Here is a 12,801-nt window from a genome sequence, read left to right as displayed (position 1 = left end):
TATAGGCATTTAAGTGAATTTTTGTTATAATGTATTATGTTATCTAATGTTCCATAAAATGAGAGGACAGGAGGAAAAAATAATGAGCGTAGAAGAAGTAGTAGGAATGGGTGGAGTAAAAATTTCAGATGATGTAATTGCAACAATTGCATCATTGGCAGCGAGTGAAATAGAAGGCGTTTCTAAAATGACCGGTTCTATGGCAGCAAACTTAACAGAAATTTTAGGAAAGAAGAAATTTTCAAAAGGCGTGAAAGTACAGCTTGAAGAAGATACTGTGGAAATTGATGTGTTCTTAAGCATTGTGTATGGCAGCATTATTCAAGAAGTTGCAGAAAAAGTACAAGAGAACGTGAAGAAAGCCATCGAATCAATGACAGAGTTTAAGGTTATGACTGTAAATGTTCATGTACAGGGAGTAACACAGCCGGAAGAAGAAAAACAATAAAAGAAATGGAAAGGTATGCGGAATGGGCAGAAAAACGGAAAGAGAAAAAGCATTCAAATTACTATATGAGATGGGCATCAAAAAAGAAGAAGAGATAGAATTTTTGCAACCATATTTGATGAGAGAAGGGTTGATGGAAGGGTATGTGAAAGATGTTTTGACATTATACTTTTCTCATAGAGATGATATTATGGACAAAATTCAGAAATCTTCGAAACGATGGGATGTCTCCAGAATGATTAAGCTTGATTTGACCATTCTGAAATTAGCGGTTACAGAGATGATGTATTATGATGATATTCCTGTAGCTGTTGCAATTAATGAAGCAGTGTCTCTTTCGAAAAAATATTCCGGAGAAGATTCTTACAAATTTATTAATGGAATTTTGAAGCAAATTACAATAGACCAAAAGGAAGAAAAAGTTGAGTTATCTAACGACAGCAATGCATAGAGATTATTTTGTGGATGAACGTTTTTTTTCAGATTCAAAATCAGTTGCATTTTTATCAAAAAAAGGAATTCGTTTGCATCCGATATCATTAGACTCAAGATTATATGAGGGAATTTCAGGACATTCAGATATTGTCGGGTGTCCTGTTTTTTTGACTACAGTTATCGAACGAGAAGTCTATGATCACCATCGTTTTGATTTAAGAGAATTCGATATTACTTTAGGACAGAGTTCTCTGGCAAGAGACTATCCCTATGATGTGCGGTATAATGTTGCGATATTCGGAAAAACAGCGATTCATAGCAAATATATAGATTCTGTCATAAAAGAACTATTGACAAAGGAAAAAGTAGAATCGATTGTAGTAAAACAAGGATATGCCAAGTGCAGTATCGTTGTAGTAGATGAAAAAAGTATTATTACATCGGATATCGGTATTTATCGAGCTTGTAAAGAAAAATTAGATGTATGTTTGGTATCGGTGTGGAAAGATATCTTTTTGTGGGGAATGGAATATGGTTTGTTAGGAGGAACTTCCCTTACAAGAGGAAGAGAAATTTATTTTACCGGAGATATCCGCAAACATCCCGACTATTGGAAGATGAAAAACTTCGCGGATCAAAAAGGTGTCAGTCTCTTATCGATGAGTGAAGGCAGATTAGTTGATGTAGGAGGTTTTTTGCCTTTATATCTCAAAACGAAAGATAATTCCATGTAAGGTAGGTAATACAAACTATAGGATAAGTGACAGAATTTGAAAGGAGGTTGAAGAAAGAAGGTAATTTATCTTTCTTCAAGCAGTTATGAAAAAGAAAACAGGATTATTGATAGCAGGTGTACTGATTGTCTGTGGTATGGCAATATCATATCAACATTGTATGAAACAAAGTCAGGTACCATCGTTGGAGGAGGTAACCTATACCAATTTGGCAGAACCGGAAACGCAAATTATCGCTCAAAAAGTACTTGCTCAAGCCGGAGTATCTGAGAGCAGACGGCAAAGATTTTTGAATGAAGTGAATTTCTTTCAACAGAGTGTAGACAGAAAATTTTTGACCAACGGATTTGAAACAGGCAAACCGACAGAAACAAAGTATGATCCTTACAAGATGCAAGAGCAGTGGGATAGAAAAAACAAAGACTTCCAAGGATATAATTGTAGAATTACAGCATGCTCTTTGATGGGAGATTTTATTGAAGCAAATCCCATAAAAAACTTAGATACAGATGAGATTATATTTGATTTGAATTCGTTACGACAAGACGGACGTGTTTTGGAAGAAAAAGATTACAATACATTTCAGGCTGTATTTGCAGGAGTTGTCAATGCAGAAAAAACAAAAGATGTGCCAGCTCATGTGAATGAGATACAACAAGCATGGAAGGACAGAGGCGTGAAATTTTTATCCAATCCGAATAAAATCAGTATGATTTCCGTTGTGTTCCATACTCAATTAACGGAAGATGACAGCAGACTGTTTGTAGGACATGTCGGAGTTTTGGTTCCAAAGGAAGATGGAGGACTTTATTTCATCGAAAAAGTTGCATTTCAAGAACCTTATCGTATGAATGTGTTTCAAAACAGGGTAGAGTTAAGTGATTACTTGATGGAAAAATATGATGTAGAAGTAGGACAACCGACTTCCATTCCGTTTATTATGGAAAATGATAAGTTGATGGAAGGATATCGCCCAAATCCGAACAAGTAAAGATGTGTAGCAACAGAACTTGTTTGTAAAAAATGAAGGGTACACGAAACTATGCAGTAGCATTGTTCATGACATAAAAAATTGTTTTGAGTATCGGAAATGATATTTGAGACAATTTTTTGTTTTGAGAAAAATATAAGAAATTGTTCTAAAATAGTATGTACTATTATACAAAAGTGATATATTATTTCAGCCGAGGGTAGTGGTAAAATTCTTTAGGAAAACGTCTTATTTAACTGTTTTCGTGTTTTTTTGTTGTTAAAATTTTTAGAATGTATTGAAAACTTCAATGCATTGTGTTATCATGGCGATAGATATATATTATATATATTTGACATTATGGTTACATAAAAAGGAGGAAAAAGACATGAAACATTTTGTAAGAAAAGGTCTGTGTTTTTTAACAGTGGGAGCAATGTTGTTCACAATGACAGCTTGTGGCGGAGAAACAACGCCTGAGTCATCCGATGGCGATACAAAAGCTGCAACAGAAGGACTTACCAATGATGGAAACTATGTATTTGCATCAGGTGGAACATCAGGAACTTATTATCCTTTAGCAGGAGCTATCGCAACTTTGGTAAATGAAAAGGTTTCTGTAAACACAACAGTACAATCTACAGGAGCATCTAAAGAAAATGTAATGCTAATTTCTCAAGATGAAGCTGATTTTGCAATTATTCAAAATGACGTATTGGATTATGCTTACAACGGAACAGGATTGTTCCAAGAAAGCGGAAAAGTAGAAGGACTTGCGACTGTAGCATCTATTTATCCTGAAGTAATCCAAGTAGTTGTAGCTGCAGATAGCGGAATCAATACGATTGCAGACTTAAAAGGAAAACGCGTTTCTATCGGGGATGCAGGTTCAGGAGTAGAACAAAATGCACTTCAAGTATTAGACGCATATGGATTAACAGTAGATGATATCTCTGTAAACCGTTTATCTTTCAAAGAAAGCGGGAGTGCTTTCAAAGACGGTCAAATTGACGCGTTCTTTGTAACAGCAGGTATTCCTAATACAGCAGTTACAGAACTTGCAGTAACAAGAGCTTTGAAATTAGTAGATGTTTCCGGAGCGGAAGCTGATAAATTAAAAGAACAATATCCTTTCTATACAGATGTTGTGATTCCGAAAGATGTTTATAAAACAGAAAATGATATTACTACATTGGGCGTAAGAGCTTTGATTGTATGTAGAGATGATATGAGCGAAGAAGAAGTTTATAACTTCACAAAAGCAATTTATGAAAACTTAGAGCCTCTTGGAGAATCTTATGCAAAAGCAAAAGAATTCAAATTGGAAGAAGCAGTGTTGGGAGTAACTGTTCCGTTACATCCGGGAGCACAAAAATACTTTGATGAAAAGGGAGTAAAATAAGTATGATAAGTTGTTCAGTAAGGAGAAGAGGAACTCTTCTCCTTCTGTTCACTATAGCCCTTATTTTATTCGTTCCGAGCAAGCTGAGTTTGGTTGTTCAGGATAAAACCGGGACCTATGTTTCTATTCTTCCGGTAGAAAGTGCTTCTTATTTTGAGGTAAGCTTTCGTCACTCTGTCAATAAGGGAATGATCATTGAACGGTATGAAATAAATTTGGAAAATAAAACATTTTATCTTAAAACGGGATGGTTTCAAAGTTATGGTGCAGGGATGATGGATTCTGTTGCAGAAGGGGTTCAAATGACGGAAGAAGGTGATTTTTTGAGATTGGATTTTCCGAAAAATGAGCTGCATCAAGTGTCTTATGCGGCAGCCGGAATTGCAAATCATAAATTGAGTATTGGGAACAATGAGGTTTTTTTATTTCAAAAAAACCCATACAAGACAAGTATCATATCTTTGAAAAGAACAAATTTGTTTCAAAGGATATGTACTTCTTTTTATTAGAAAAAATTTTGTTTTTGCATACAGAAAAAAACAAAAATAAAAACAAGAAAGGAAGTGAGGTTTGTTGAAAAATAAACAAGAAGAAAAGAAAAATCTGACAGAACAAGCAATTTCCGATGAAATCAATCAAGAGGAATTGTTGATGATGTTGGATAAAGAATCTGCGTATCGTAGATTGACCGGTTTTTGGGATAAGTTTATTGTTGGAATTTTAATCTGTTTTACAAGTTTTCAAATTTATACTGCTGTGACAGGGACATTTCCCGCTCAATTACAGCGTATGATACATTTGGGATTTGTAATTTGTTTGGCCTATTTATTGTATCCTGCTACAAAAAAAGGAAGACGGGATAAAATTTTCATTTTAGATTATGTTTTTGCAGGAGTATTTTTTGGAATTGTAATGTATTATTTATTAAATTACAACGCTTTGATCAATCGCTCCGGAGCATATAATACAACAGATATTATTGTGGGGGCAATCGGAGTGGTATTGGTAATGGAAGCTTGTCGTAGAGTAGTAGGTCTTCCGATTGTTGTGATTGCAACAATATTTATTATCTATGCGTTTTTCGGAAAGTCCATGCCGGGATTCTTGCATCATAGAGGGTATGCATTACCTCGTGTTGCAAGTCACTTGTTCTATACAACGGAAGGAATTATCGGTTTGCCGCTGGGAACTTGTGCAACTTACATCTTCCTATTTATTTTGTTTGGAGCATTCTTGGAAAAAACGGGAATCGGAGCATTTTTTATTGATTTGGCAAATGCGATTGCAGGGCATGCCGCAGGTGGACCGGCAAAAGTAGCGGTATTGACATCGGCATTACAAGGAACCATTTCCGGATCTTCCGTTTCAAATACCGTATCGACGGGATCATTTACCATTCCTTTGATGAAGTCATTGGGATACAGACCTGAATTTGCAGCAGCAGTAGAAGCGGCAGCTTCTACAGGTGGTCAACTTATGCCACCGATTATGGGAGCAGCGGCATTTTTGATCGCAGATGCAGTCGGAGAACCGTATATTGTGATTGCAAAAGCGGCAATTATTCCTGCACTTCTTTATTTCACAGGAATCTGGATGATGATTGACTTTGAAGCGAAAAAAATCGGATTGGTCGGAATTCCGAAAGAAGAGTTACCGAAAATAAAACCGATATTGAAAGAACGAGGACATTTAATTATTCCTTTGATTGTCATTATCGTACTGTTAGGAATGGACTATTCTCCAATCTATGCTGCAAGCAGAGGGATTGTAGCTTGTATGATTGTACCGTATTTGAGAAAAAGTACCCGTGTTCCAATCTCTGCATTGGGAGAGGCATTTGTTAACGGGGCAAGAAATATTATCGGTGTTGCTTGTGCCTGTGCAGTTGCAGGTATCATTGTAGGAATCGTTACTTTGACCGGTTTGGGACTAAAACTTGGCGGGGGACTTCTTACTGCTGCAGGGGGAAATATGTATTTGACATTGTTCTTTACAATGGTTACTTCCTTAATCTTGGGAATGGGGGTACCTACAACAGCGAACTATTTGATTACATCTACCATTGCAGCGCCTGTTGTTATGCAATTGGGAGTACCGATACTTTCTGCTCACTTGTTTGCATTCTACTTTGGAATCTTGGCGGATATCACACCTCCGGTTGCTTTGGCAGCTTATGCAGGTTCTGCCATTGCCAGGGGAAATCCGTTCGATACAGGAGTGCAGGCCACAAAACTGGCAATTGCCGCATTCCTGATTCCGTATATCTTTGTGATGAATCCGGCGTTGATTTTGGTAGATACTACGGCAATAGAAGTAGTTCGTATTATTGCAACTTCCTTGATAGGAATGTATGGAATCGCCGGTGGAGTATCCGGTTGGGTACAAACAAAAACAAATCCTATTGTCCGAATCCTGTTTATCGTGGGTGGTTTGATGTTAATCAACCCTTCCGTCAAAACAGATGCAATCGGAAGCATATTGATTGTGGGCTTGATTCTATTCCAAAAAGCTTTGGCGAAAAAAAGAGCAGCGGCTTAGAATTGATAAAACAATACAATTAAATATTTGAATATTATCATAAAAAATCTATCGATATATTATCGGTAGATTTTTTTGTGTTTATGTAGAATATTTTATAGCAAAATAATTTTTTTCTGTTCAAATCATGATTATTCTATTGATTTGTGTGGTACAATCGTAAGACAAAGGAAATGGATTTATGAAAGAGAAAGGATGTTTTTGATGGGACTAATAAAAGAATTTAAAGAGTTTGCTGTAAGAGGCAATGTGGTTGATATGGCTGTCGGGGTTATCATAGGGGGAGCTTTTGGAAAAATTGTAACTTCTTTGGTAGAAGATATGATTATGCCTTTAATCGGAGTTGTTATCGGTGGAGTTGATTTTACATCCTTGGTACTTAATGTTAGGGGAGTGGATGTTACTTACGGAAACTTTATTCAGCAAGTATTTAACTTCTTGATAATTTCATTCTGTATCTTTATCGTAATTAAGGGAATGAATTCTATGAAGAAGAAAGAAGAAGCGGTTGAACTTGTGCTGCCTGAACCAACGAAAGAAGAAGTATTATTGACCGAAATCAGAGATTTGTTAAAACAAAAATAGAGTTTGAGATGGATTTAAAGTCGGATGTTAAGTGAAGGAATAATTGCTTAGCATCTGGCTTTTTTGTTGTAAAATATAAAGATAGAGATTTAGAATCTATGATATAATGTAATAAAAACATAGGATAAGTGAGGAAAATACGATGGAAGAAATGCATATCAATTGGTATCCCGGTCATATGAAAAAGACAAGGGAATTGATTGAAAATAATATGTCAATTGTTGATGTGGTTGTAGAGGTAGTGGACAGCCGTATTCCAAAAAGCAGTAAAAATCCGGATATTGAAAAAATTGCCGGCAGTAAACCGATTGTGATTCTATTGAACAAAGAAGATTTGTCTGATGAGAGAGAAACGAAAAAGTGGATTGATTATTATAAAAAACAAAATCATTCAGTAATTTCTTATAACGGAACGACAGGAGATGGCACAAAGGAACTGTTACAGGAAATTAAAGAATCTTTTGCACCAAAGCTGGAGAGATTGCAAAATCGTGGATTGAAGGACAGAGCGATTCGAATTATGATAGCGGGAGTTCCAAATTCCGGCAAGTCGACATTAATCAATCGATTATCCAAGAGAAAGTCAACACAGACAGGGGATAGAGCCGGTGTCACAAAAGGAAAACAGTGGGTAAAATTGAAGGGAAATCTTGAAATGTTGGATACTCCGGGAATTCTGTGGCCAAAGTTTGAGGACCAAAGAGTTGCGCTGATGCTTGCCTTTACCGGAGCGATTCGAGATGAGGTGCTTGATTTGGAGGAGATTGCGTTCGCTTTACTTAATGAACTTCGCGGAAGATATGGGAACTGTTTGGAAGAGAGATATGGCATTACAATAGATGATACCTTAGAAACGCTTGAAATTATGGATAAAATTGCTCAAAAAAGAGGATTTGTTCTCCGTGGACAGGAAATTGATTATTTGAGGACAGCGCAGGCGATTTTGAATGATTTCAGAGAAGGAAAGTTAGGACGGATTACATTGGAAACACCACAGGAACAAGTGTAAGTGTTTCATTTGGAGGGATGTTTGTGTTTGAAGGACAAAGCATATCAGCAATAAAACAAAAGATTTTACAAATGAATGAAGAAGAAAAGAATTTGGAGTTGGAGCAAATTCTGCTGATGGATGATAGGCTCGGAGTTCAAAAGATAGGGATTTCTTTACGAAAGAATCGACTGAAAGCGGAAGAAGAAAAACAGAGGATTCTTCAAATGAAAGCTAAGGAACAGGATTGGAATAGCAAAGGAATTCTTTTGGTAGGCGGAGTAGATGAGGCAGGCAGAGGGCCTTTGGCGGGACCTGTGGTTGCGGCTTGTGTTATCATGAAGTCCGACTCCTTGATTCTTGGAATGAATGATTCCAAAAAAATTAAAGAAACTGTGAGAGAAGAACTTTATGATAAGGTGATTCAGGATAGTATTTCTTTTGGAATCGGAATTGCAAGCAGTGAAGAGATTGATCGATATAATATTTTGCAAGCTACTTTTTTGGCGATGAAAAGAGCGATGCAGGAAATGAAACAAGTACCGGACCTTGTTTTGGTGGACGGCAACCAAGAAATTTCAAATTGCTCCATTCGGCAAGAAACGGTGATACACGGTGACAGTATTTGTTATAGTATAGCTTGTGCCAGCATTTTGGCAAAGGTGTATCGTGATCGCATTATGAGAGATTATGATAGGATTTATCCGGAATTTGATTTTTTGAGTAACAAGGGATATGGAACAAGTCATCATTACGATGCGTTGAGGACTTATGGCGTGACTCCGATTCATAGGAAGAGTTTTTTGAAAAGTTAGAGATATTTGAAATGTATGGGAAAGATTTCCACAGAAATTACAAACAAAAAATAAGATAAATGTATTTTTTGGGGGTACTATATAGAAAACGATTGAAAAAAGGACAGGTGAAGAGTCAATGAAACATATTTTGATTGTAGATGATGAAAAACGAATTCGTGATTTGATTGTAATGTATTTAAAAAAAGAAGGATATGAAGTAACGGATTTTGACAATGCTGATAAAGCGTATGAATTTTTGCAAAACAATGAAGTGGACTTGCTCGTTCTGGATATTATGATGCGTGGCATGAACGGTTTGGATTTGTGCAAAAAGGTAAGAATGACAAGCGAGGTGCCGATTATTTTTGTTTCGGCAAGAAGTGAAGAGTTAGATAGGATCTTGGGATTGGAATTGGGTGCTGATGATTATTTGGCAAAACCGTTTAGTGTAAGAGAGCTTGTTGTTCGTATCAAAAATATTTTGAGAAGAACCAATGCGGTAGTTCAGAAGAAAGAGGATAATGTGCTTTCTGTAGAAGATTTGAAAATTTTTATTGAACAACGAATTGTCAAAGTAGGCGAAGAAGAAGTGGCACTTACTACGAAAGAGTATGAAGTATTGAAATATTTGGTGGAAAACAAGGGATATCCGTTGTCAAGAGACAAAATTATCCAAAATATTTGGGGATATGAATATGACGGATATGACAGAAATGTGGATGATACGATTAAAAGATTGAGAAAGAAATTGAAAGATATTGAGTCTAAGGTAAAAATTCAAACTGTTTGGGGTTATGGATATAAGGTGCAGGAAGATGAGTAAAATTGGAAAAAAGATAGTATTGAGTTATCTTATCATTGTATTGTTTACCGTAGGTATTTCTATGGGAATTACAAAAATGAATTTTTCCAATAATTTGAATGCTAAGATTGTATCGGATTTAAATATTGCCGCCGATCATATTTTGAGTCAGATTCAGGACAGTTTGTCGCTTTATCGAGAGCAACACGGCAAGATGGCTAATTTGACAGATATTTTTCCGGACAAGGTGTTTTATTCTCATCAGTATCCGAATGCCAATTTTATTGTACAAAACAAACAGAAGGATGTTGTGTTTGAGTCGTGGAATTTGGAGGAAGGGGAGGCTTTCTTCAATTCGAATGATCCGAAAAAAAAATATTTTGTGTTGGAGAGAACGATTTTAGCTGAAGATGACAAGTCTGTGATTGGATATCTCCTCGTCATCGGTGAAAAAGAAGAATTGGGAATTATCAATTCGTTGATCAACAGGGCATCTATGGCAGGTCTTGCAATTTCGCTGTTTAGTGCAATTTTATTGGCATTTTTCTTTGAAAGGACTTTTATTCGACCAATCAATCTGTTGAAAAAAAATATACAGTCTTTTTCTATTGACGGAGAAAATGAATGGGAAGAAATCAATACAAAGGATGAAATCAGTGATTTAAATATTTCGTTTCAAAAGATGGCAAACAGAATGGTCAAATATGATAAAAAACAGAAGGAATTTTTTCAGAATACTTCTCATGAATTAAAAACACCGTTGATGTCGATTCAGGGATATGCAGAGGCGATTCGTGATCATGTTATTTCGGAAGAAGATGTAGATGATTCGTTAAATATCATTATTGATGAAACAAATAAGTTGACCAATACGGTAAACAGTATTGTGTATATGACGAAATTGGACAATCCGGGAGAGGATATTGATAAAAATAGAGTACAAAATATAGAAGTTCACGATTTTGTGAATGAGGTGTTGTATAAATTCAAGTTTGTTGCGGAAGAAAAGCATATTGAATTGTTGAATTCGGTAGAGGAACACCTGATACATAGATTGGATGAGGAATATATGTTTCGTATTATCAACAATTTGGTATCGAACGCACTTCGTTATGCGAAGAGCAAGGTTGAGGTGCAGGGGCAACAAGAGGGAGATTTTATGCGTATCAAAGTGATTGATGACGGTCAAGGCTTTGATACCAAAGAGATGGATTTGATTTTTGACCGTTTTTATAAAGGCGAAAAAGGAAATACCGGTTTAGGTCTTGCGATTGTAAAATCGACTGTAAAACAGTTAAAGGGAACAGTTTCCGGCTATAATATTTCTCCGCACGGCGCTTGTGTAGATATTTTGATTCCTACATCGAAAACAGGACAAGAAAAAACACAGAAATCCGGAAATAAAAAGCTGTTTCATTTGCAGCGCGGAGGAGTAAATTTGAGAGATAAGATAAGAAAATTTTAGGGGGAGTAAGTGTGAGTAACTTTCAAGATTTTAAGAAGATAAAAGGTTTTCAAACAAAGTCCATCCATGACGGATATGTTGCTGAAAATCCATATCATTCTTTGAATCCGCCTATCTTTATGACATCTTCTTTTGCATTTCATTCCGTAGAGGAAGCGGATGAAATCTTCAGAGGAGAAAGAGAGGGATTTGTATATACAAGAGGGAGAAATCCGTCTACCGAACTATTTGAGAAAAAAGTTGCGGTATTGGAAGGCGGAGTGGATTCGGTTGCTTTTTCTTCCGGAATGGGAGCGATTTCCGCAACTGTGCTTTCTTTTGTAAAACAGGGCGATCATGTGATTGCCGGAAAATTTTTGTACGGTTCTTGTTATGGATTTATGAAACATTTTTTATCTCGTTACGGAATTACAGTTTCCTTTGTCGATACAAGAGATTTGAAGCAAATAGAGGATGCAATTACTGACAAGACAAAGCTGATTTATTTGGAGACACCGTCCAATCCGAGCTTGTGCATCACCAATATTCGAGCTGTTTGTGATATTGCCAATAAGAAGGAAATTCCTGTTGTAGTAGATAATACTTTTGCAACGCCCTACTGGCAAAAACCGTTGTTGTTGGGGGCAAAGGTCGTTGTTCATTCGGCGACAAAGTTTCTGAGCGGACACGGAGATGTGGTTGCCGGTGTTGCTGTATCAAAGGATCAGCAATATATTAATAAGTTGCGTTACGGTTTTATGTGTGAGCTTGGAAGTCCGCTATCCCCTTTCAATAGCTGGTTATTGTTAAGGGGAATGAAAACATTGGGCATTAGGATGGAAAAACATGCTGAAAATGCAATGTTGTTGGCAAATTATTTGCAGGAACATGACAAGGTGGAGCATGTGTGTTATCCGGGATTGAGTGATCATGAAGGACATGAAATTGCAAACGAACAAATGATGGGTTATGGAGCAATCATTAGCTTCACAGTAAAAGGCGGAGCAGAAAAAGCAAAAGAGCTGTTGACAAAGTTTAAGATGTGCAAATTGGCAGTGAGCCTTGGAGATGCGGAGACCTTGGTGGAACATCCGGCAAGTATGACACACCGTGATTATGACAAAGAAAGTTTGGAAGAATTCGGCTTATCGGATGATATGGTACGAGTTGCGGTAGGTTTGGAAGATAGCAAAGATATCATTATAGATTTTTATGAAGCATTTGAACAAATTTAACAGAATCAAGAAGATGAGCATATCAAAAAGCTATGCTCATTTTTTATTGCGCCAATATATAATAAGGGTAATTATAATTCACTATATAAAAATGTCCGACGGGTTGTAGGGTATACTTCTTTCATCATGAGAGGAAGGTATAACTTACCATACGAAGTAAATAGATAAAAGAATTGAAAATTTGGAAATAAAAAATGACAGTACATTATTCAAAGCAAGAAGTGATATCCAATTACACGAATCCGGTGCGAAGTGTATTTTATTTTGAAACGGATGATTTTAGCAAAAATACATGGACATATTATCAGCAAACATTATATAGAGATGTTTTTAAATGAGTTTTATTGTATGAATAGTGTAGTTATTTTGTAAGCTCAATTACAAAAAAATTACAATATAACAAGATTGGTTGAATAATATGAA

The 12,801-nt window shown here is 36.2% G+C and carries 13 protein-coding genes; all 13 read left to right on the top strand.

Going from position 1 to position 12,801, the window contains the following annotated elements; genetic code table 11:
• The first annotated feature begins 82 nt into the window (after nt 1–82).
• The 13 genes from HMPREF0389_RS05870 (at nt 83) to HMPREF0389_RS05810 (ending at nt 12,378) form a co-directional block, all read left to right on the top strand.
• A complete protein-coding gene (locus HMPREF0389_RS05870; protein ID WP_156775251.1) occupies nt 83–448 on the top strand; it encodes an Asp23/Gls24 family envelope stress response protein in 366 nt (121 codons plus the stop codon).
• A gap of 22 nt (nt 449–470) precedes the next feature.
• The gene (gene nusB / locus HMPREF0389_RS05865) at nt 471–899 is read left to right on the top strand and encodes a transcription antitermination factor NusB (protein ID WP_014262708.1); all 429 of its coding nucleotides are present in this window, start codon (nt 471–473) and stop codon (nt 897–899) included.
• Nucleotides 871–1,617 (top strand): DUF6873 family GME fold protein, encoded by a 747-nt coding sequence (locus HMPREF0389_RS05860; protein WP_156775250.1) that lies wholly within the window; start codon nt 871–873, stop codon nt 1,615–1,617. Before nusB ends, HMPREF0389_RS05860 begins: the two co-directional genes overlap by 29 nt.
• A gap of 229 nt (nt 1,618–1,846) precedes the next feature.
• Nucleotides 1,847–2,608, top strand: coding sequence for a DUF4300 family protein (locus HMPREF0389_RS05855; RefSeq protein ID WP_408610231.1), 762 nt, complete (start codon nt 1,847–1,849; stop codon nt 2,606–2,608).
• Nucleotides 2,609–2,975: 367 nt separating this feature from the next.
• Nucleotides 2,976–3,989 (top strand): TAXI family TRAP transporter solute-binding subunit, encoded by a 1,014-nt coding sequence (locus HMPREF0389_RS05850; RefSeq protein ID WP_014262705.1) that lies wholly within the window; start codon nt 2,976–2,978, stop codon nt 3,987–3,989.
• 2 nt (nt 3,990–3,991) lie between these two features.
• Nucleotides 3,992–4,498, top strand: a complete 507-nt coding sequence (locus HMPREF0389_RS05845) for a DUF1850 domain-containing protein (protein ID WP_014262704.1) — start codon at nt 3,992–3,994, stop codon at nt 4,496–4,498.
• 64 nt (nt 4,499–4,562) lie between these two features.
• Nucleotides 4,563–6,527: a TRAP transporter permease gene (locus HMPREF0389_RS05840; RefSeq protein ID WP_242821707.1), complete on the top strand. Its 1,965-nt coding sequence runs from the start codon at nt 4,563–4,565 to the stop codon at nt 6,525–6,527.
• A gap of 204 nt (nt 6,528–6,731) precedes the next feature.
• Complete coding sequence (mscL, locus tag HMPREF0389_RS05835) at nt 6,732–7,112, top strand: large-conductance mechanosensitive channel protein MscL (RefSeq protein ID WP_014262702.1); 381 nt, start codon at nt 6,732–6,734, stop codon at nt 7,110–7,112.
• Nucleotides 7,113–7,254: 142 nt separating this feature from the next.
• On the top strand, nt 7,255–8,121 hold the full coding sequence (ylqF, locus tag HMPREF0389_RS05830; protein WP_014262701.1) for a ribosome biogenesis GTPase YlqF: 867 nt from the start codon (nt 7,255–7,257) through the stop codon (nt 8,119–8,121).
• Between the two features lie 23 nt (nt 8,122–8,144).
• Nucleotides 8,145–8,915 carry a ribonuclease HII gene (locus HMPREF0389_RS05825; protein WP_014262700.1) on the top strand — a complete coding sequence of 257 codons (771 nt, stop codon included), beginning with the start codon at nt 8,145–8,147 and terminating at the stop codon, nt 8,913–8,915.
• 118 nt (nt 8,916–9,033) lie between these two features.
• Entirely contained in the window at nt 9,034–9,720 is a 687-nt protein-coding gene (locus tag HMPREF0389_RS05820) for a response regulator transcription factor (RefSeq protein WP_014262699.1), read from the top strand.
• Nucleotides 9,713–11,164 (top strand): sensor histidine kinase, encoded by a 1,452-nt coding sequence (locus HMPREF0389_RS08765; protein ID WP_014262698.1) that lies wholly within the window; start codon nt 9,713–9,715, stop codon nt 11,162–11,164. Before HMPREF0389_RS05820 ends, HMPREF0389_RS08765 begins: the two co-directional genes overlap by 8 nt.
• 11 nt (nt 11,165–11,175) lie before the next feature.
• Entirely contained in the window at nt 11,176–12,378 is a 1,203-nt protein-coding gene (locus HMPREF0389_RS05810; protein ID WP_014262697.1) for a trans-sulfuration enzyme family protein, read from the top strand.
• The last annotated feature ends 423 nt before the right edge of the window (nt 12,379–12,801 follow it).

The sequence above is a fragment of the Filifactor alocis ATCC 35896 genome, from assembly GCF_000163895.2.
Lineage (GTDB): Bacteria > Bacillota > Clostridia > Peptostreptococcales > Filifactoraceae > Filifactor > Filifactor alocis.
Note: the sequence above shows the minus strand (reverse complement) of the source record. Positions and strands in the feature narration are given on the sequence as shown.

Bases quoted from the DNA above. Each gene is read 5' to 3' on its own strand.
- nusB (WP_014262708.1), top strand. From the start codon at position 471: ATGGGCAGAAAAACGGAAAGAGAAAAAGCATTCAAATTACTATATGAG.
- mscL (WP_014262702.1), top strand. From the start codon at position 6,732: ATGGGACTAATAAAAGAATTTAAAGAGTTTGCTGTAAGAGGCAATGTG.
- HMPREF0389_RS05845 (WP_014262704.1), top strand. From the start codon at position 3,992: ATGATAAGTTGTTCAGTAAGGAGAAGAGGAACTCTTCTCCTTCTGTTC.
- HMPREF0389_RS05850 (WP_014262705.1), top strand. From the start codon at position 2,976: ATGAAACATTTTGTAAGAAAAGGTCTGTGTTTTTTAACAGTGGGAGCA.
- ylqF (WP_014262701.1), top strand. From the start codon at position 7,255: ATGGAAGAAATGCATATCAATTGGTATCCCGGTCATATGAAAAAGACA.
- HMPREF0389_RS05870 (WP_156775251.1), top strand. From the start codon at position 83: ATGAGCGTAGAAGAAGTAGTAGGAATGGGTGGAGTAAAAATTTCAGAT.
- HMPREF0389_RS05820 (WP_014262699.1), top strand. From the start codon at position 9,034: ATGAAACATATTTTGATTGTAGATGATGAAAAACGAATTCGTGATTTG.
- HMPREF0389_RS08765 (WP_014262698.1), top strand. From the start codon at position 9,713: ATGAGTAAAATTGGAAAAAAGATAGTATTGAGTTATCTTATCATTGTA.